Source organism: Pseudoalteromonas shioyasakiensis (genome assembly GCF_001550135.1).
Taxonomy (GTDB): domain Bacteria; phylum Pseudomonadota; class Gammaproteobacteria; order Enterobacterales; family Alteromonadaceae; genus Pseudoalteromonas; species Pseudoalteromonas shioyasakiensis.
Window position 1 is genome coordinate 20,322 of sequence record NZ_LRUE01000015.1, and the last position, 21,176, is coordinate 41,497.

Annotated in this window: 17 protein-coding genes; 8 read left to right on the forward strand and 9 right to left on the reverse strand. The window is 40.5% G+C overall.

Going from position 1 to position 21,176, the window contains the following annotated elements:
* Positions 1-91 precede the first annotated feature (91 nt).
* Entirely contained in the window at positions 92-2,500 is a 2,409-nt protein-coding gene (locus PASHI_RS09335; RefSeq protein ID WP_062565383.1) for a hypothetical protein, read from the forward strand.
* A 374-nt stretch (positions 2,501-2,874) separates the two neighbouring features.
* Here the strand turns inward: PASHI_RS09335 and PASHI_RS09340 are convergent, their stop codons facing one another.
* The 3 genes from PASHI_RS09340 to PASHI_RS09350 all read right to left on the reverse strand — a co-directional run bounded on the left by PASHI_RS09340 (position 2,875) and on the right by PASHI_RS09350 (position 5,940).
* Positions 2,875-3,567, reverse strand: coding sequence for a hypothetical protein (locus tag PASHI_RS09340; protein ID WP_156426473.1), 693 nt, complete (start codon positions 3,565-3,567; stop codon positions 2,875-2,877).
* 78 nt (positions 3,568-3,645) lie between these two features.
* Positions 3,646-4,956 carry a BamA/TamA family outer membrane protein gene (locus tag PASHI_RS09345; protein ID WP_062565385.1) on the reverse strand — a complete coding sequence of 437 codons (1,311 nt, stop codon included), beginning with the start codon at positions 4,954-4,956 and terminating at the stop codon, positions 3,646-3,648.
* A 75-nt stretch (positions 4,957-5,031) separates the two neighbouring features.
* Positions 5,032-5,940, reverse strand: a complete 909-nt coding sequence (locus tag PASHI_RS09350) for a LysR substrate-binding domain-containing protein (protein ID WP_062565916.1) — start codon at positions 5,938-5,940, stop codon at positions 5,032-5,034.
* A gap of 113 nt (positions 5,941-6,053) precedes the next feature.
* On the opposite strand from PASHI_RS09350, the gene PASHI_RS09355 reads away from it, so the two are divergent.
* Positions 6,054-6,359 carry a hypothetical protein gene (locus tag PASHI_RS09355; RefSeq protein ID WP_062565386.1) on the forward strand — a complete coding sequence of 102 codons (306 nt, stop codon included), beginning with the start codon at positions 6,054-6,056 and terminating at the stop codon, positions 6,357-6,359.
* 274 nt (positions 6,360-6,633) lie between these two features.
* Here the strand turns inward: PASHI_RS09355 and PASHI_RS09360 are convergent, their stop codons facing one another.
* Entirely contained in the window at positions 6,634-6,915 is a 282-nt protein-coding gene (locus PASHI_RS09360; protein WP_062565387.1) for a putative quinol monooxygenase, read from the reverse strand.
* Entirely contained in the window at positions 6,912-7,133 is a 222-nt protein-coding gene (locus PASHI_RS09365) for a DUF2798 domain-containing protein (protein ID WP_058584444.1), read from the reverse strand. Before PASHI_RS09365 ends, PASHI_RS09360 begins: the two co-directional genes overlap by 4 nt.
* An 81-nt stretch (positions 7,134-7,214) precedes the next feature.
* Between PASHI_RS09365 and PASHI_RS09370 the strand changes: the two genes are divergently transcribed.
* The gene (locus PASHI_RS09370; protein WP_062565388.1) at positions 7,215-8,069 is read left to right on the forward strand and encodes a LysR family transcriptional regulator; all 855 of its coding nucleotides are present in this window, start codon (positions 7,215-7,217) and stop codon (positions 8,067-8,069) included.
* A gap of 62 nt (positions 8,070-8,131) precedes the next feature.
* Here PASHI_RS09370 and PASHI_RS09375 read toward each other — a convergent pair whose 3' ends face one another.
* The 3 genes from PASHI_RS09375 to PASHI_RS09385 form a co-directional block, all read right to left on the reverse strand.
* On the reverse strand, positions 8,132-8,857 hold the full coding sequence (locus PASHI_RS09375; protein ID WP_062565389.1) for a hypothetical protein: 726 nt from the start codon (positions 8,855-8,857) through the stop codon (positions 8,132-8,134).
* 58 nt (positions 8,858-8,915) lie between these two features.
* Positions 8,916-12,026, reverse strand: a complete 3,111-nt coding sequence (locus PASHI_RS09380; RefSeq protein WP_062565390.1) for an SIR2 family NAD-dependent protein deacylase — start codon at positions 12,024-12,026, stop codon at positions 8,916-8,918.
* Positions 12,027-12,118: 92 nt separating this feature from the next.
* The gene (locus PASHI_RS09385; RefSeq protein ID WP_082710928.1) at positions 12,119-13,207 is read right to left on the reverse strand and encodes an HNH endonuclease; all 1,089 of its coding nucleotides are present in this window, start codon (positions 13,205-13,207) and stop codon (positions 12,119-12,121) included.
* 462 nt (positions 13,208-13,669) lie between these two features.
* Between PASHI_RS09385 and PASHI_RS09390 the strand changes: the two genes are divergently transcribed.
* Entirely contained in the window at positions 13,670-13,930 is a 261-nt protein-coding gene (locus PASHI_RS09390; RefSeq protein WP_062565392.1) for a hypothetical protein, read from the forward strand.
* A gap of 61 nt (positions 13,931-13,991) precedes the next feature.
* On the opposite strand, the gene PASHI_RS09395 is transcribed toward PASHI_RS09390, so the two are convergent.
* On the reverse strand, positions 13,992-14,588 hold the full coding sequence (locus PASHI_RS09395) for a class I SAM-dependent methyltransferase (protein ID WP_062565393.1): 597 nt from the start codon (positions 14,586-14,588) through the stop codon (positions 13,992-13,994).
* A 279-nt stretch (positions 14,589-14,867) separates the two neighbouring features.
* On the opposite strand from PASHI_RS09395, the gene PASHI_RS09400 reads away from it, so the two are divergent.
* From PASHI_RS09400 to PASHI_RS09415, 4 genes are all read left to right on the forward strand, one after another.
* Positions 14,868-15,638 carry an EAL domain-containing protein gene (locus tag PASHI_RS09400; protein ID WP_058584440.1) on the forward strand — a complete coding sequence of 257 codons (771 nt, stop codon included), beginning with the start codon at positions 14,868-14,870 and terminating at the stop codon, positions 15,636-15,638.
* 437 nt (positions 15,639-16,075) lie between these two features.
* Positions 16,076-17,077: an alpha/beta fold hydrolase gene (locus PASHI_RS09405; protein ID WP_062565394.1), complete on the forward strand. Its 1,002-nt coding sequence runs from the start codon at positions 16,076-16,078 to the stop codon at positions 17,075-17,077.
* Between the two features lie 324 nt (positions 17,078-17,401).
* Positions 17,402-19,000 (forward strand): ABC-F family ATPase, encoded by a 1,599-nt coding sequence (locus tag PASHI_RS09410; RefSeq protein ID WP_082710896.1) that lies wholly within the window; start codon positions 17,402-17,404, stop codon positions 18,998-19,000.
* Positions 19,001-19,138: 138 nt separating this feature from the next.
* Positions 19,139-21,064, forward strand: coding sequence for a hypothetical protein (locus PASHI_RS09415; RefSeq protein ID WP_062565395.1), 1,926 nt, complete (start codon positions 19,139-19,141; stop codon positions 21,062-21,064).
* Positions 21,065-21,176 lie beyond the last annotated feature (112 nt).

A 21,176-nucleotide genomic window follows, 5' to 3' on the forward strand; every position in this document is an offset into this window, starting at 1 on the left:
ATTTGTTAACCAAATGTGGATAAATTACTCGTCTCAGCTTAGAATTAATTAACTGTTAGGTCATCGACTAAACCTTACTGGTCCGGAACTTATGCCAATTATAAAAACAACTTTTCTCTTATTACTCCTAAGCTTAAGCTTTACGAGTAAAGCGCAGTACAACGAAGCCATGTGTATTTTGTTAAAACAGCAAATGCATGAATACCGCTTTAACACCAGCAATAAAAACTATCGCTCAGCTGCCAGAAACTATGAGAAAAACTGCAAAAATCCAACGCCAGTAAACAATGCAGCTGCTTTCGAAAAACTAGAACAACAAACGAAAGAAACAGCCCCAGTTAATTCAACTGCAGCAGCTAACCCTAGAGTGCACTCAGGCGCTATTCAAGCAGAACCTGAAGAAACTACGGCACCAATTGCAGAGCAAACCGTTGAACCTATCGAACAGCAAATGCCAGCAATTGAGCCTGAAGTTCAAGAACCAGAGCCTGCCGAACAAACAAGTGCCTCTGCAGAACAAACCGAAATACCAGCAAAAGTTGACCGTATTACGATTTCTGATGCTCCTAAAGAGCCTGTAGTAGAATCAACTACTAGCCCTGCTATTCAAAATCAAGCCGCTGAAGTTAAAACCCAAAGTGCTGAGACTGCAACTGCTGAAAAACCAGCTGAACCTGAAGTAAAAGCAGAACAGGCACCAAAACCTGCGCCAACACCCGCACCTATGTCAGAACCTATTCCTGCAAGCAGCGATAGCTCTTCAAGCTCATTATTAATGCCAAGCTTAATTGTGTTGTTGGTATTACTTGTTGCAGGTTTAGTGATTGTGCGTATTCGTCAAAGCAAAAAAGCAGACGCCGATTCAGAACTTGAACAAAGCCTAATGCAAGCTAAAGCCCTTAAAGCAGCTGCAGAAGCACAAGCAGCTGCTGAAAAAGAAGCTGAGGAACTCAAAGAAGCAACAGCCGCGGTGCTGGCTGAAGAACAAGAGCACCCTCATGAAGACAGCTACCCGCTTGCCAACGATACATTTACTGCAACCGAAACAGATAATAATGACGAGCTTTCTGAGCTTATGCACTTTAGTGCTCAGCGTGATAAAGAAGAACAAGAGTCTGAAACTTCACCTGAACAACCACCAGCAGAAGACTTTGCTGATGCCCATCAATTTGAAGATCTTGAACTTGGTTACGACGAGAAAAATACAAACGACGCTGATGACGACTTTTTGGATGAGCAGCGCGGCCTAGAACAAGAGCTAAAATTAGCAAACCTTGATTCAACGTATAGCATCAACGAGGAAGCTGAGCCGCAAGCTGATGACGTTCAGCAAGACGAGCCTGAAACACAGCCGGAATCAGAAGAACCGAGTTATACTGCTTCGTCATCATTTGGCTTTGACGAGTACACAACCAAAGAGCCTGTTACTGAACCTGAGCCATTTGAAGAGCCGAAATTCGAGGCCCCTGAAATAACTGAACTTGATGAGCCAGAACTTGAAGAGCCAAGCTTTACTGCATCGTCGTCATTTGGTTTTGATGAGTACTCAACAAAAGAGCCGGTTGACGGCGATGACCCTGTTTTAGCTGAGATTGAAGAACTCGAAAAGCCGGAAATCGATGAGCTTGAAAAACCAGAAATCGAAGAGCCTAGCTTTACGAGTTCGTCATCATTTGGTTTTGATGAGTATTCAACTAAAGAGCCTATTGCCGACGGTGAGCCAGTGTTAACTGAGATCGAAGATCTCGAAAAGCCTGAAATAGATGACCTTGAACAGCCAGAAATTGAAGAGCCAAGCTTTACGAGTTCGTCATCGTTCGGTTTTGATGAATACGCAACAAAAGAGCCTATTACCGACGATGAGCCAGTGTTAACTGAGATCGAAGATCTCGAAAAACCTGAAATCGATGAGTTTGAGAAACCAGAATTTGAAGAGCCAAGCTTTACTGCATCTTCATCTTTCGGTTTTGATGAGTATTCAACTAAAGAACCTGTTGCTGACGATGAACCTGCTAAAGATGAAGTACCTGAATATGACTTATCGTCACTGATGGGTGATGATTTATCGTTTGCCGATCATTTTAATGAAGACGAGCACACAGTCACAACGCCAAACACCGCAGACGATAACGACGATATTAACGATGATGATTTAGCAAAAGCCTTACAAGCGCTTGAACAAGAGCTACAGGATGAGCCAGCTTCATTTAGTTTAGAAGAGTCAACACAGCCAACGGTAGAAACGGTTGATTTGTCTGGCGAACTGAGTGACGACGATAAGCTTGAAGAGATTGATAGCGACTCTGACAACGACGCAGATAAAGAGCCAGAGCAACAAGACGATAAGCCGAATAATCCATTTGCTAACTTATCACTTGATCCAGCCTGGGACCCAAATTCAGACGAAAAACCTGTGATAGAAAGCAAAAACAAACAGCCAAAATCACAAGCCTTAATTGACGCAGAAGAACGCGCCAAACAGTTTAAAACGGATGAGTGATTAAGTTACGAGGTACGAGGGGAAAGGTACGAGGGGAAAGTTGCGAGAAACGAGAAGAAAGCCCGTAGGACTGGCTTTAGCCGGGAATGGTTTGAGTAAGTAACGAGTAATGAGTTTCGAGGTGCGATCTCACATCGCGTCATAGCGCTAAAGCCCAGCGCCTATGTTTCCCCCCGTAGGCGTGAAACTTGTTTCGCGCGAAATAAATTTCACGCCTACAGTATCGTATTTTACCTAAGCAATGTGCTGGCACAAACTAACTTAAAGCTTAGAGTTTTCTTTCCACTTTCACTTTTACTCTCGCTAACTTTACTCTCGCTAACTTTACTCTCGCTAACTATACTCTTTCCCCTTTCCCCTCGCTAACTAAACACTCACTTAACCACTGACCGTGGGCGCATTAACCAATGGAAAATAAATATCAAACCAAAAAACACCGATACGGCTAAAGCACACAACACAATAATATTGGTTGGTAAAAACGAGTCTGTGCTGTAGCTGTAGCGTTTTAATTCTTGCTCAGCGCTTAACTTAGCTCGTTCGGCTTTGCTAGGTAAAACAAACTCATGAAACGAATCTGTTGGTTTTGCTTCTGTACGGGCAAGTTGCGCACTTTTTTGCTGCCATAACATATCAAATTGCTGAAACTGAATTTGCTTATTTTCAAGACACGACTCAAGGTTTTGCAGCTGTAACGAACGAGCAGCACAACGTGGCGGCATAACATAAAAGCGCTCCCATGCAGCTTGTTTGCTGATGTAGGCTTGCTCAGTTAATGGCTTTGCCAAGCTGTTTTCGAGTTCTGCAATGTCAGGGTTATACAACGACGATTTAAGCTCAGCAATTTGCTCTTCACTAAAGCAGGTTTCAGATATTCGTGCTGACAAGCTTTGAATGCGCTGTTTATAGGCTTCAATTTTGTCGAGAAGATTGGTTTTACGCAGGGCTATTTGTAGCTCGATACGTTCGGCTTGCATGCTTTGACATGCTTCTGAAGGAGCACTTTGCTGCGCCCAAGCAAAAGCGGGCAACAACAAGGCTGTTGTCATTAAAATCCGTTTAATCATTAATTTACGTCACTGTAAAAGTTAGAGGTACAGATTATCAGTTTCTAGTAAAACTGCAACAAATCTGAGCCAAATTCACTAAAAAGGCTGATCTATCATTACCCAAAAATTGGCCCCTTCTTTTGAATTAGCAAGCTCTGTTCGAACGACTAATCCCGACATCATAGCTCTTAACGAAACACCATAGTCATAATGGTAGTCTTGCAATAATGCATCAAAGGTTAAATGAGGTGCCACTCGACCCGCTTCTACAAAGCCAACTAACTGAAACCAATCCAGCTTCAAAAACTTTAACCAATTTACATCTGCTATTGGGTTATATTTAAGGGTATAGCGATATTCGAATGCCCCATAAATAGCGGCTTTGTCATGAAACCGATAAAAGTCATAACCCCGTAAACGCTTAAATCCTCCTAATGTAGCGCCTTCGTTATACGGTGCAGCATCAGAGATAAACTTAGTGCCATCAAGAGTGTGATTAACTTGCCAGCTAGGTGAATAAGCAGCCCAAAAATTAAATGCTAAAATACGCTGATGAGCAAACTCACTTGCCCCTAAAGAAATAAACTTACTGCCATTAAACTGCCACAAATCCCAATCATAAATATCGTCACTCCCTGGCATTGATTGGCTATAGGCAAGATACTGTCTGCTTCCGTAACTTGGGTTAGTTGCAAAATCGGTGTTGTCATAGAGCAGACCAAATTCCATTGCTGAAATACTGCCATCTTGTGTACCCTCATTAAATTCAAAGCTTTGCGAGCGCCTAAAATAGCGTGCAGTTGCAACCATTACTCCCGATTCCAACGGGTTCCACTGTGCCCCGCCCGATGGGTCAGAAACCAACAAGCCGTTTTTAAGCTGGTAACGCACCATACCTGTTTGCGATGTTGCGCCAAACGGTAAAGCGTATTCGATGCGAGCATCAAACCAATTAGAGCTACCATCGGCTTCTAAATAAACCTCGTTTGAAGAGTCATTACTACCGGGGAACACGGCGTTGTCTGCAATGGGCACTTTATGGCCTCCGGTATAAGCTCGCTGATCAGGAAAATATGCAGCCATGCCACTGGCACTAAAATACCAGCGTTCTGAATCTAACACCTTATAGTTAAACAGACCTGCCCACGCGCCTTCGCTCACATCACCTTTAAATGCAGTAGCGCCAACGGTCATTTGTGGTTGATGGTAACCTTTGATCATGCCACCCACACCAAAGTTAAGCCCCATGGTATCGGTGCTAAATAAGTAGGGAAGCACTAAAGACTCGTGCTTTTTATTCGCGCTCTCAACACGCTCAATACTTGCTTTTACACGGGAAATATCAGCATTGGCCGTTAGGCTTGCAGCCACACAAACGACACAAAAAATAACTTTAAAGTTAAGCATTACTAGCTCCTTTAGTAAGCGACTTAAATAAGCATAGCTGGTGCTTAAAAACTTTAAAATGATTTAACGCAAATGTTACTGATGAAGTTGATAAAACTGCTGATCATCTAAAGCAAATTGAGCAAGCAACCAATCTTTAAACAGCTGCACTTTTTGCCATTTAAAATGTTCGGGCGGCGCAGCAAGGTAGTACTTATATTGGCAGTGATACTCATAGTTTGGATAAATCTCTAGCTGACCAAGTTGCAGTTGAGTTTCGATTAAGCGCCGCCTTACCATTGCAATACCTTGCCCTGCTAACGTGGCTTGAATAACCAGTGCAGCGTTATCAATTTCAAGTGCGGGGAGCGCATCTGGGCTTACAGCTAATTGCTGAGCCAAAGTTAACCAACCGCGCTCTGCGTCTGGGCACACATCTTTAATTAGTTTTTGTGCCAGAATCTGCGGTTTAAGGGGTTTATTAACATCAATGGCACCGGGTTTATAAGCCAAAAATAGGCTGTCGTCGCTGATAAGCTCACTGTGCAAACCTGGGTAGTTTCCTTGACCAAATCGAATGCCTAAATCAACTTGCCCCGCTGAAAAGTCGGCAAGTTGATCGCTTGGCTCAATACGCACTTTGATATTGGGGTATTTGTTTTGAAAATCACTAATACGGCCCAGTAACCAACCACTGGCGAACGAAGGCAGCACAGTTAAGTTTAACGTATTCGGGTGGCTATCTTGGCTAACAGCCTGCACACCTGCCTGTAAATGACTAAAGCCCTTAAGTACATGGGGTAATAGCTGTTCGCCTTGGCGAGTCAGCTCAACATAACGGGTATGACGAGTAAACAAGCTGCAATCAAGCTGTTGTTCTAACAAGCGAATTTGTTGGCTAACCGCAGCTTGGCTAACAAACAACTGCTCTGCCGCAAGCTTAAAACTACCTAACTCTGCCGCGTGTTTAAAATACCAAAGGCTTTTTAATGGAGGTAACTGCATACGCATTTATAGTTAATAAAAACTTAAGCATAGGTAATTTTTAATCGTTTGTCAGTAGTAGCAACACGAGTAATACTCATATTGCCAACCGCGTTAAGACAAGGACAACCACCATGAAATACTTACTTATTTTATTACTTATATTTGCCTCAAGTTTTAGTTATGCCAACCAACCCGTAATTACTCAGCTTGATACCGATGAAGGCTACCCTTATAAAAACTTAATTAAAAAAGTAGAGCGAGTAGAAATTCGCTATGTAGAAAACAGCCATTCGGTGACCTGCAAAGTCAATGTGCAAACACTGCATAACCAATACATGGGCAAAGAACAAACAGTCTCAGCCAAGCTATTTGCAAAACGCCCAATGGCCGCGTGTTTAACCCGCGAAAAAGCTAAGCAAATCCTGCATATGCTGTAACCATTTCAACCTTGTGAAACTAGGCTACGAATAGCTGTACTTCCCCAGTAGCCTAGTTTTTTTAGCTGACGGCGTGACCTGTTTTGTCTAACGGCTGAACGCTCTTTTATGTTTGATTCGGCACTAAAGTACCTCCTACAACACCTCCTACAAGATTGTTATTGCAGAGAAGAACACACGACCTAACAACCCCACAGTTCGACTTTCCCCTAGCTCCTTTCCCCTCGCACCTCGTATCTCGCAACTTCCCCCTCGCATCTCGCAAACTTTTCTCTCAACACACCTCCACCTTCTCTACCTCAACTGGCTCCGCCAACGCATTTTCATAAAACGCGAACACCGCTTTGGTATAAGGCTGAGCATAATGTTCATCAAGGGCAGCTTGCGATTCAAACTGCTCAACTAAAAATAAACAACGCTGCTCTTTACTTGCAAACAGCTCAAAACGATTACAACCAGGCTCTGCGCGAGTGGCTGCTAAAATGCCCTGTAAACGCCCTTTACAGTCGTCAAATAATGCCGCCTTTGGGGTAATTTTTGCCACGATATTAATCATACTGACTCCTTACTAAATAACTTTAAAACCAATGCCCTAATTGGCGGGGCAACCGTAAAAGCCACCACAAACGCAGCAGGCCACGCATTAGCAAACGCCTTCATCCAACTTAGAAAAAATGTATCGCTTAGCCCTAAGTTGACATAAGTGACCCATGCCGAAAGTAAAAACGACATTAAAAACGAAAATGCCGCAGTAAAAGTAAAATGAATTTTCATATGTCCTCCTTGGCGTTACTATATTTGCATAGGCCAAGTGGCAACAGTCACGAAAATGCAAACTAAGATTGAGGGAGTCGTATGCTGGATGATCTGCATTTATTTATAGAAATAGCGCGCCGTAAAAACATGAGCCAAACAGCAAAAGATTTAGGACTGAATCTATCGACCCTATCAAGGCGTATTCAGGCGTTAGAAGAAAAACTCGCTGAGCCATTACTGCAACGCACAGCCCGAGGCATTGTGTTAACCGCCAAAGGCGAATCACTGTATAACGAGTTAGGCGAACAAGTGCTTGCTCTTAACAGCCAGCTTGAGCAACTAAATAACTCACCCACTGCAAAAGAGTTTTACCTTTTGTGCCCACAAAACATCATTGCGGGCCCACTGATGGGTGCAGTTAATCAGTTTGCGATGGCAAACCCTACGCTAAACCTCCACATTTACCCAAGTAATGCCAATAGCCAGCTAAGCCAAAAACGTTTTGACTTAGCTATTCGCATCGGCGAACAACAAGACTCAAGCTACTTTCAAAAGCGCTTAGGCATGATCGCAATAAAGCTGATTAAAAAGAAAGATGCCCCAACATCAAGGCTTATATTGCCCTATTCAGAGTCACAACTTCCCAGCGGTTTACTAAACAAATTAAAAACCGAGTATGAACACATAAGCTTTTGTTTTGATATTACAATCGCCAGAAAAATGGTTGAAGCAGGCTATGGCATTGGCTTACTACCCATGAGCGAAATTTGCTGTATAGACGACACCAGCGACTTTAGCTATATCGAATCAGCCCACAGTATTCCCGCAAGGCCAATTTACGCCCTATGGCCACATTCACGCACACCATCAGCGAATGCCCAGTTGTTGATAGAACAACTCCAAACCAGTATTGCAGACTCCCCTAGCTTGCAAGGAGAAATATTAGGGCTTTAGTTGCGAGTTGCGAGTTGCGAGTTGCAAGGCATTGTAGGTCGGGCTTTAGCCCGTCAAATAACTCAATCTTTAAACCAACGATAAAGGCCAAACACAAACAACATGGCCGCAATGCCAGCCAAGGCTAATTGCCAAATTTTAAGGTCATTCAACTTTGTTAATTGAGGACCAACACTCTCATTTAAAGGAGTTGAAGCTTGTTTATTGGGTGCTTCGATTATCGGGCTATTTATTGCAACTTGGCTTGTGACTTTGTTTGTATTTATTTCTGTAATGGTTGGCTTTACTGTAATAACAATATCTTTATAGTCTGCTTTAGCTTTACCACTCCAAGCAGATTCAAATAGCGCCTTTTGCTCAGCTTTATTTTCGCTACACCATACAAAATCAGCTTGCTGAATATTCTTCGCTCTACAGCGATCAGGTAATTGATAAAATTGCCCCCAAGCATGGCGCTTTTTATCGTCATTATATGAATTTGAATACACCGTAGAGTTATGTACTTTGGTGTTTAAAAGTGCGGTAGGGTTCGAGCGATACGTATAATTACCGCCATTGCCAGAGCTTCTCTTTGGGTGTTTGCAGTGTCTCGCCAGCAGCGTAAAAAGCTCATCTAAACGTTGATTCCACCGTTCACCTTGCCTAGCCGTGTAGCTACGATTCATTCTTTTACGAATGCTCTCGCGCTCAGCCTCAATGTTATCGCAGCGACTTTTTGAATATTGCTCTTCAGCAAGCGTGTTGAAACTCGCAAGCAAAGTAGCGAGTAATAAAATCCATTTATTCATAACATTACATCTGTGTAATTATTTTGACCTTCAAAAAGCAACTAATTAAAATTTCGCTCTAGTACCTTACTGTAACATCACACCCTACTGGACCTTTTAGTGTAAACCCCAGATTAAAATGTACTAATGAGCGATTAGTAACCTCCTCAAATTCGTCATCTCTAAAATAGCTCTTATGTGCAAAAACTGAAGCATTAAGGTCTGTTGAGTAAATGAAACAAAAACCTCCAGAAGAAAGATTCGTAACAGTTCCTTGATAAACGATTGGCTTACCTTCTGAGCCGTGCTGAATAGTCCTTACCTTTGATTTAAAATTTGGCGCTAACCTGAGAGACTTCAAATGAGCAAACATCTTTTCACCTTCACCTCGATCTCCGAAGATAAACTGTTGGCATGCATAATCAAATTGCGGATCTATATTATTATCTCCAGGGCTAAAGCTTCGCTTCAGATGAGTGACAATTAATTCATGATTTTTAGACCTGTTTTCATTTATCAATAATTTAGCTAACTTGTAATGAGGCCTTTTGATAAATGGGGAATTATCAATACAAAGTTGTAAATATCTCATTGCCTCTTCTTTGTTATCATTTTTGAGATAAAAGTCAGCTAACCTAGAACATAAAAACTCATTTCTTGGGTTTTTCTTAAACGCCTCTTTTAAAATTAATAAAGCGCTATCATGTCCTGATAAATAATTTTCCAACCTAGAGTTAAGAGTGAGTAAATGAGGATCATTTGGGAAGCTTTGCAGGCCATTAATCAATAACTCATCTATATCTTGTATTAAAGACTGAATAACCCTTTTATTAATATTTTCAACATTCTCTAGGTTCTTTGTAGAATCTTCTAGTTCATCAAAAATAATCTCAATCAGAGCATGGTAAGCGTGAGAAGCTTTAGAGGATCCCAGTTGTTTTTCTAATATAGCTTTAGCTTCGGCTCTAAAGTTTCGAACTTCAATATTAGTGTTAGCCAAATTAGCCTTTTGCTTAAAAATTAAAGCCTTGGTATGTTGAACAGCTCTACTATCTGGATTTTCTTTTTCTGCTCTTTGTATCGCAGAAAAGGCAGCATTTATATCACACCCATGGTGGTTTAGCTCAAAAACCGCTTTTTGATGATACAAGTAACCAATATTTGCGCCATCAACTTCAGCTGCTTCATAAATTTGATATACGAGACCTTTATCAGTAAAGCTCTCAGCGAGTCCTCTACCTCGTAGTAATTGTTGGAAGCAATCATTATCGCTCGAATAATCTAAATTCAAACTACCCACAATACGTAAGATTTGGTTTGCTTTATCATGAGGGTTTGATAGCGTTTGCTCAAAAACTATTTGAGAGATAATTTCATGCCTTGAAGTATACGCATAGTCTCTAGTGCGCGCATCATGGATAACCTTGATTACATGTTCTAAGGGCTTAAATAAACGCTCTTCAAATTGATGAAAACCTATCTCTGAAACTCTCGATATTAATCCTGCCCTTACGTTATATCCAAACCTATGTATACTACATATATCCAAGTACAATAATTGTGCTTCTCTTGAGTTTACCCTTCTATATTCATCTATAATTATTTCCTCAAAGGATCTACCAGAAGTAACTTCATGAAGTGCAACTAACAACTGCCTTTCAGCAGACAACTTGAAAAAATTTCTAATATCTTTTGAACTTTTACCTTCCAAGAAGCCTAATGAGTTATTTGTTATTAATTTATCTGTTAACTTACCTATCTCTCTTTCTGATAATGCCCCTAACTCATATTCTAGGTTAATATAGGGATCAATCTCTATACCACCAGAATTCCACTCATTACTTCTTGTCGTAGAGAATAGTGTTAGCTCTACTGAGTTCTTTCTACATAAATCTAATAGTTGTATTATTTCATTAGAATTTTTTAATATTTCATCGACAAATAAAAATATCCTTTCCTTAGATATTTTATATAGTTCAATAATTAGCTCGCATCTAATAATACCGCTAGAGTCCAAATAAAAACTATTTTTATTTAATGTCTTACCGACTTCCCAAGCGAGCCTTTTTAAAGCAATCGTTTTTCCAGAACCTGCATACCCCTTTAACAAACATGTTTTTACACTTTTTGTTGAGTCGTTTAATACAAATTCTAATATTATGTCATTTATAATATCTCTTTCAAAATCCAAAGATTGCTCAAATGCTCCCCAAGAATCATCAAGCCCTTTATAGAAGTGCTCAATTTTAACACCTGAATAAATCATATTTTGATCTATCAACTGCAGCTCATTTTCAATATAAGCTTTTAAATCCTCAGATGCTTTTTCTTGCGTTACATTTATACTCTCTAACCCTTTTATTTTTTTCCTTGATAGTTTCAAGAGCCTCTGATGTACAGGAATCTTAGAATCTATCGCATTCATAAACTCTTCAAAAGTGTTCTTGAATGAATCCATACGGTAGCCAGACCACATTCTCATTTCATATGTAGTTAAACCTGGATTTACAATCATGTATTTTGGTCGGCTTATACCTAAATCTGTTAAATCAAATAGAATTTGATGAATATTTGGATCGCTAATATCATAACCACAAAAAATAATAGGAAACTCCCTTCCCATCTCTTTTAAATGTGCAAAAAGTCTAGATCTGTTATTTTTATGTTTTGCATACTCTTCTGAAGTTAAAATTAATGGTACTTCACTATTCCTTACATCAGAAATACATCCATGAAGTTTAAAGTAGGGCAAAGAGTTTATATCTGATAAATGCTCTTGGAGCTTATCATCATCATGAGTTACTCTAACTAGTTTTTGCAAGCTATTTGAATTAGCTTCATATGCCCTTTCAATAATCAAATCATAATTAGTTGTAAAAATAGCCTTCCATCGAAAGCAACTTATTAACTTGTGGAACTCTGCGGGTTTAGCGGGTTCAAATATTTCTTTAATAAACTCTTGAACTGAAAAAATACCAACTTCATGTTTAGCGCACTCAGCTACTTTGACTAAAGAGTGGCTTTTTAGTTCACCACCTAGATATTTTTCACATAATTTTAATTTAAGCTTATCACCTGAAATATAAGCGTTACCAACTTGATATTTGGCGCCAAACGATGCGCCAGCTCCAAGAAAAAGCACAGCATTCCCAGACTTAATTGAATTTAAAAAAGTTTCACTTATATCCATATTAATTATCCCTTACTAAACTTTCAAAATCGATTTTTAACTGATATAAAAAATTACCAACTTTAGATTATAACCAAATACTAAATTTATTTTTAAATTATATATATTGCTTTTTCTTCCGCCACTAAATCAAGCTCATTATTTTGCTGTTGGTAAACAACACTTTCAGCAAATTCAAAACAATTTATGCCTGCCCATAATTTGGCGTTGTTAGCCTGTGCCACCTGGTAGGCCCAATCGCTTACTGAGCGTGACTTTTCAGCATCACAATTAAAATAATCGCTTAACTCATTTGTTATATGCTGATTATGAACAACTAGGTTTTGCTCTTGCCAACGCTCGCGGTGCTCTTGCGCGGCTAAAAAGTCACGTTTACTGTTATTGCATTTACTATGAGCTGCCACAAAGTTGTGGCCGAGATCGTTGGCGTAACGCGTAAACGGAATAAAGTGATCAACCTCAGTTTTGCTGTTTAGTGCCTTTTGACAATAAAAACAGTGACCACGTTGTAGTTCTATTAATACAGGTTTTGCTTTATTGAGTGCATTGCGATCAAAGCCAAATAAAAAGTCATGAAGTTGGCTCTGTGGACCGATTAGCGCTTGGTTGTATTTAATACTTTGAATTTTTTGTAGCCATGCATTTTTAGCTAAGTACACAACTAAATCGTAAAAGCGTCTAAAGCAACTGGCAATACCTGCATTTAAGGTGATGTATTGCAGCCCTTTAACATGAGGGTATAAGAAGCACTCTTCCTTGCCATTTAACTTCTGTAATAACCATAGCGGTCCATCTTTAATGGTTTGTAACGTTGTTCTGCGTATGTTTCTCCAATCACTGCACTTTTTTAATTGGCTAACTGAATTAATGTTATTTAATTTTGCATCGTGCAGTGTGGTGATTATTTTGGCTTGTTTTTTGGAGTTGGTATTTTGTAAAAGAAGCTGGTCTCTATTATTACCAATGGCACCAAATGGAGATGCTTGATGCCAATACAACGTAATAAACTTTTCGACTAATTCGTCAAAAGTTATTTGTAATTGCGCATTCGGATCTAATTGCTGTTTCTCAATACTTATATCAGCTAACGCATGCAACAGGGCAAACTTATAAGTGGCACTGAAGTCCCCTTCCACCAGCATACGTTGAATATATGCGATAAAGTCGAGCTGTTGTTGCATAGCCATATCCAAACTATGCCTTTACTGCAGACTTTGATAAAACGCTGAGTGCTTCTTTTAAGCGCATAAACTAAATCCTGTTACTGCGGCTTAAATGAATAAACCGCTCCATGGTTATTTCTTGATACTAAATGACGAGCCGTTAAGCCAGCATTAAGTTTAGGAACAATCTAGCATGAATAACCATGAAAAATATAGGTTTTTTCGATGAATGAAATAATAACTCTAATTTATTGAAGAGGATTTTAGTGCAGAAATGCACTGCAACGGGTTACAATCAATTTTCAAGTTTTGTTTTATCAGACTAAAGAACTATCTAAAACTTGAACTCTTTTTTATGATAACCACGTGTTATTGAGCTTTTAAGGATATCAAGCTCTATGCAAATACCTAATATTGAATTTCATCTCCCGATTAGGCGGTTACTGGAAGCAGTAGCCACTTCAAACGTGGAGATAAAATATGAAAAAATCGCGCTCATTAAGGCGTCATCATTACGCTAGATTAAAGAGTAAAGTTGTAAGCCAAACTTACTTTGGTCATAGCAAAAACGATTGGCGTTGTGCACTTGAAAACAAAATTGGTTTTTATGCTAACACTGCAAAGTGCACTTCTTCGGCACTTAGCTCAAACCCAAGAAACAATAAATGGAATTCAAAAAAACATCAATTAACGCTGCAAGAACGCAGAAGTGAACTTGATACAAAAGAGTTTAATTACTAAAGCTAAAAGGTCGGCAATTGCCGACCTTTTTTGTTATTTGCGCTAGAGTTAAGCAGCCAAACTACTTCATCGTTCTTCTATGCAGAATAGCGTTTAGCCATGTTTCTGTGGCGCGCTCTGGGCGTTGGTCGGCGCTTTGCCATGACTTGAGGATAAATAGGTCGGTGCCTTTAATAATGCTCTCAAGGGCTTGTTCGTTTAGGTCGGTAAATTCGCGACCGTTGTGTTCGCGCTCGCCGTCGCCGTATTTAAACGATACATACACGATGCCTTGTGGCTTTAATGCGCGGGCAAGGTTATTGAATGCGTCGGTTAAGTCGTTTTTTGCTACGTGAATAAGGCTCGCGCAGCACCAAATGCCGTCGTATTTGGCAACGTCGTTTAGCTCTAGAAAGCTGCTTACTGCTACGTATTGGTTTAAGTATTCTGACGCCAGCTTTGCCATCGCTGGGCTGATATCGAATGCATCTACGCTATAACCACGCTCTTTAAAGATGAAAGCATCGCGGCCAGAGCCACAACCGGCATCGAGTAAAGCACCTTTTTTTGGGATCAGCGGTAAGAATTCGTCGTAAAGTTCATTAAGGTCTACATCGAGTGTGGCATCAACAAATGCTTGCGCATTTTGGTTGTAGTATTCGACGGTTTTGGATGCCATTTTACTTCCTTTATATTGGCAAGATTGCTTGGCGCTAAAATACCATTAAAGCTAGGTAACGCAAAGGATGAAATGTGATTTTAAATGCTAAAAATCAACGCTTTTAAAGTGGACATTAGAAGTTAGTTGGAGGGAGGAAGAAGGTAGTAGTTACGAGGTGCGAGGGACGAGGTGCGAGATACGAGGAACGAGATTTTATACTTTTAACTCAACAACATTGCACAATTGGCAATTTACTAGCACTATTATGTATTAAGTAGACTTAAGTCTGAGGTAAGCATGCACGACAAGCAAACTCATTGCCAGCCAACAGGTTGTAATAACTGTAAAGACAAATTAGAACTTGGTTTTGATTTTACAATGGCTTTTCAGCCAATTATTGATTGCACCGATAAACATATTTTTGGCTATGAGGCATTAGTTAGAGGGCCCAATAATGAGTCGGCTTATTCTGTTATCTCACAAGTGAACGATGAGAACCGTTATACCTTCGACCAGCTTTGTCGTATTAAAGCTATTTCGCTTGCAGCTAAGCTGAAGCTTGATTCTATTTTGAGTATTAACTTTTTACCTAACGCGATTTACAAGCCTGAGCGTTGTATTAGAACAACCCTTGAAGCTGCTAAACAATATGACTTTCCGGTAGAACAAATTATGTTTGAGTTTACCGAGGTTGAAAAGGTTGAAGACAGTACGCACATCAAACGTGTTGTTGAGTATTACCAATCACTCGGATTTATTACCGCAACCGACGACTTTGGCTCTGGGTATTCTGGTTTAAATTTATTGGCTGATTTTCAGAGCAATATTATTAAGCTCGATATGGAGCTGATACGCGATATTCACCTAAATAAAGCACGCCAAATCATAGTGAACCATTGTATTGCTATGTTTGAAGAGCTCAACATCACCGCCCTTGCCGAAGGCATTGAAACAGTTGAAGAGTATCAATGGTTACGCCAAGCCGGCGTAAGTTTAATGCAAGGGTATTTCTTCGCTCGCCCAGGGTTTGAAAGCCTGCCAGAAGTTGATTTTAGTAAGTTGGATTAAGTACGAGTAACGAGAATCGAGTTGCGACAAAACAAGAGCGGTCAGCTTTCAGCCGTAAGCTCTCAGACGCATGAAGACATTAGGTGCTAGGTTTTGGGCGCTAGGACGCGATGTAAAATCTCGAACCTCGCATCTCGCATCTCGCACCTTTCCCCTCGTAACTTGAGACTCGCTAACTTAAAACACTTCCCGGCTAAAGCCAGTCCTACGCGGGAAACATCAGGTTCTGGGTTCTAGGATCTAGGCACTAGGACGCGATGTTAAATCGCTGCTACAGACTCGAATCTCGCACCTCGTAACTTTACTCTTTCCCCTTGAAACTTGAAACTTATAACTCGTACCTTGCTAACTTCTTCCAGTATTTAATCGTATTTGTATTATAAATTTTTATTTAGGATGCTAGGCTGAATATTCTTTAAGCATATTGAGAAAGGATAATGATGTTTTTACGCATACTGTTAGTCTCAGCACTTGTTTTATGGTCTTCTGCAAGCCTAGCCGCTAAAGAGCAGTCTCTTAGTTTTGATGCTGAGTTAAGCAATTATCAATACGACTTACCTGTACAGTTTTTTAATTTTTCGTCACAAAATACGCCATTAAAAATGGCTTACTCTTACCTTAAACCTAGTAATAATATGCCTACCGCTGTGCTCATGCATGGCAAAAACTTTAACGGCCATTATTGGACTAATACTGCCAAGTACCTTAATAGCAAAGGCTATGGAGTATTGATCCCAGATCAAATTGGTTTTGGTAAATCATCAAAGCCCGCCGATTATCAATTTTCGTTTGCTGTATTAGCCAATAACACTCATCAGCTAGTGTCATCTTTAAATATTGAAAACCCTATTTTACTTGGCCACTCAATGGGCGGCATGCTAGCAAGCCGTTACAGCCTGATGTTTTCTAGCCAAGTTAGTAAACTCATTTTGCTAAACCCAATTGGTTTAGAGAACTATTTAAATTATGTGCAATACAAAGACACTGATTTTTTCTTTAAAAATGAATTAGCTAAAACACCTGAAAAGGTTATTGCTTACCAGAAGAAAAACTATTACGACGGTAAATGGAATAGCTCTTACGAGCAATTAACCCATTTTATTAGTGGTCAAATTCAAGGCCCTGATCATAAGCATATGGCGTGGGTTAATGCTAAAACCTACGATATGATTTTTACACAACCGGTCATAACGGAGTTTGATCAGTTAAGCATGCCTGTGTCTTTAATTATAGGCACCCGCGACAGAACTGGTCCTGGCCGCAATTGGAAAAAAGCAAATGTTGACCATGAGCTTGGCCGTTACGATAAATTAGGCAAAGCCGCGGCAAATATGATCCCAAAATCGCAATTAATTGAATTAGACGATATTGGCCACCTACCTCACATCGAGGATTTTGAACGCTTTAAAGGTGCATTAGACAAAGCGTTATCATTTTAATTTTGGTCGCGCGAAACAAGTTTCGCGCCTACGTGTAGCAGCGGGTTTATCCCGCGTCATCAGATGCTAGGTTCTGGGTTCTAGGATCTAGGCCCTAGGACGCGATGTAAAATCGCTGCTACCTCGAATCTCGCACCTCGCATCTCGCACCTTTCCCCTTTACTCTTTCTAACTCGCTAACTTTCCCCTTGAAACTTTCCTTTTTTAATAGCGTTATTAGGGGCTGATCTGTATAATCCGCGGCCTATTATTTACCCTATTGCTTGTTTATTTTCGCAGTTGCTGCGCCCATAACCCTGTCAGTATTTTTCTAGGAACAATTCGTTGATTTCAACCGCAAATATCACCATGCAGTTTGGTGCAGAGCCTCTGTTTGAGAACATTTCAGCTAAGTTTGGTAACGGTAACCGCTATGGTTTAATTGGCGCGAATGGCTGCGGCAAATCGACCTTTATGAAAATTCTAAGTGGTGCGCTTGTGCCAACGTCTGGCAATGTGTCGATTGCACCGGGTTTAAAGCTAGGTACGCTAAGCCAAGATCAATTTGCATTTGAGCAATACACTGTGGTTGATGCGGTGATCATGGGTGATGCAGAACTATGGAAAGTTAAACAAGAGCGCGACCGTATCTACTCTCTGCCAGAAATGAGTGAAGAAGACGGCATGAAAGTCGCTGAACTTGAAAGCGTTTTTGCTGAAATGGATGGCTACACAGCAGAAAGCCGTGCAGAAGAAATTTTGATCCAAGCGGGTATTGAGCAAGAGTTTCATTATGGCTTAATGGCAAACGTTGCGCCGGGCTGGAAACTACGAGTGCTTTTAGCACAAGCACTGTTTGCAAACCCTGATATTTTGCTACTTGATGAGCCAACCAATAACCTTGATATTCACACCATCACTTGGCTAGCTAACGAGCTTAACCAGCGTAAGTGTACGATGATTATCATCTCGCACGACCGTCACTTCTTAAACTCGGTGTGTACGCACATGGCCGATATCGATTACGGTGAGCTACGAATTTACCCGGGTAACTACGAAAAGTGGATTGAAGCTTCAAGCTTGCAACGCGAACAGCTACTTGCTGAAAACGCAAAGAAGAGCGCCGAAATTGACGAGCTACAAGAGTTCGTAAACCGTTTTGGTGCTAACGCATCAAAAGCAAAACTAGCGAGTTCTCGTGCTAAGCGCATGGATAAAATTAAGCTTGATGAGGTAAAAGCGTCAAGCCGCATTAGCCCATCACTTCGTTTTGACGAAGGCAAAAAGATGTATCGCCAAGCATTAGAGCTTACCAAGCTAGGTCATGGCTTTGATGGCGAAACCCTGTTCAGCGGCGGCGAGCTACTACTTGAAGCCGGCGCTAAACTTGCTGTTATTGGTGAAAACGGTGTTGGTAAAACCACCCTATTACGTTGCCTAGTGAATGAATTACAAAGCAACGAAGGTGTGGTTAAGTGGTCTGAAAATGCCAGCATTGGTTATTGCCCGCAAGACAGCAGTAAAGACTTTGATAACGACTTAACTTTATTTGATTGGATGTCGCAGTGGCGCACCGCTAAGCACAACGATTTAATGGTGCGTGCTATGTTAGGCCGTTTATTATTCACCGCAGACGACGCTAACAAAAAAGCTCGTAACTGCTCGGGTGGTGAAAAAAACCGCCTATTGTTTGGTAAGTTAATGATGCAAGACATCAACGTGCTCATTATGGACGAGCCAACCAACCACATGGATATGGAAGCCATTGAAGCACTCAATAACGCATTAAAAGATTACCAAGGCACGCTGATTTTTGTGAGCCATGACCGTGAGTTTGTATCGTCTTTAGCGACTCGTATCATCGATATAAAAGATCAACAGCTTATCGATTTTCAGGGCACGTTTGACGAATATATGGACCATGTTGCGCAACAAGCGCAATAAGCCCTTCCTAGAAAAGGTGAGCAAGTTAGCTCACCTTTTTTGTTTACGTTCAGTTACATATTCACTTTACTGAATTACCCATTTTAGGTAACTTAAATTTCTGTGACTTCAATAGAACAATAAATTTAAGGGACCTAAATGAAAAAGCTCCTCAGCGTATCGGCACTGACTCTGGCTCTAACAGGCTGTGGTGGCGGTTCATCTACAGATAAAACGCCAGATGTAAAAGTAGAGCAAAATACTGCACCGACGCTTTCTGGCTCGCTCACTCTCTCAGCCAAAGCGCTTGAATCAACTAATTTAGTTGTTGATTTAAAAGATGAGCAAAACGACAGTGTGACAACAACGATTATTGATAAACCAGAGTGGCTGACTGTAACCACCAGCAGTAATCAAGTAACTTTTAGTGCAGAGCCAAGCTTATTCGAAGTAGCCAACCACGCTTTTACTTTAGAAGTCTCTGATGGTAAAGCGAGTAATCAATATACCCTAATCGTTAATGTCGCCGAAAACCGTGCAGCATGGCAACCTATTGAGCTTAGCAATAGCGAAGTGATGGGGAACTGGCATTCAAGCGATGGTAGTGTGCAGCTTTCGTTTGCCACTGAAGACACTGGTGTGATTGCTCAAAATGGTGAGTTAAGTCGTTTTGATTGGTCGAACCCTGATGTTATTGCACTAAATACTCAAGCGATTGATTGCTTGCATGAATGTAATCAACAAGCCCTTCTTGAAATGGAAGTATTAGCTAAGCGCGATGATGCTATTCGTGTTGAGCTTTTTAATGTTTCAACCGATAAAGGCGAAGTAGTTACCCTTTATAAATCAAATACAGAGCTTAGCTCTGCGTATTATGTTGATATGGACGACAATACTTTTCACATGGTGAATCATTTAAACACCGAAGGTGAAGAAAGCTATTTTGAAGTATCGATAGCAAGCTATATTCCAACAGCTTCAGGCAGTACCACATCATTCCCTTATGCAGAGTTTTCGGCGATCTTAGAAGGTAAAACGTTAGCGATTAATGGCGACAAATTTATTACGAACAGCTATGCAAATCAGCTAAATAAAGAAGGCTACGAGGTGAATGTAGAGTTTGACCTTAACCTCGTTAATGCCGAAGTGGTTGCGCAGTTCGATAATTTTTCGGTGCTAAAACTGCAACATGTTCTTAGCTATCATGATGAAGCTGACGCTGCGAATATTGTTGAATCAGAAGAGCTAACTGAAGCTATGAAAGTGCAAACGTCAGTTGTTGCATTACAAAAACTGACACCGATTGCGGTTCCTGAGCTTAAAGTGGGTAAAACGTATACTGGTCGCTTAAATAATAAAAATTCAGATACAGGTGAAGGATTAACGTTTCGCTATTTACCATCATATTTCACTATCACAGCAGCCGACACTGCAACGGTAACATTCAATACGCCTATAAGTACCGACTCGTTCAAGTGGCATTACAACTTAGACAATAATGGCGAAACCGTTAAGGTAACCGGCAATGGCCTAGATACCAGCTTACAATTTTTCACTCAACCTGATGGTAAAACTCTCATGGTGCGCGAGCGAAATAAAGAAGAGCGTCAGGCTCGCTTAGGGTATGAATTTTTGGAAGTGATTGATGATTCAACTATCACTCTTGATGACTATAAGCATCTATTTAGCTACTTACGTCAAGACTACACCAGCGGCAACCTGAAAACATACTGGTTTATAAATGATGATGGTAAAGGCAGCTTCTATTATGCTGATCAATATGGCCTTGAAAACAGAGCTAACTTTACGCCAAATACCTATTGGCAATTTGAAGCTGATAACAGTATTAGTTTTGCAATGATGTCTCAGTGCCCAAGTGCATTTGATTACGCTAGCTGTAAGGATGAGGTGTTAGGCGATGATGAAAATTTATATGCCTCTTTAATTAATTTTAAAATTATTCATAAAGAAGCAGATAAATTCATTTTCGACCGCCTGTTTTGGCAGCGTATCTATAACTACAGCGATAAAGAAGTTGAAGAAAACATATACCAAAACAGTTATTGGTTAGGGATTGAAAAGTAAAGGAGCTTGCAGCGGTCAGCCGCGCGAAACAAGTTTCAAACCTACATGTAGCAGCGGGTTTATCCCGCGTCATCGGCGAGTTCTTGGCGCTAGGATTTAGGTTCTAGGCTCT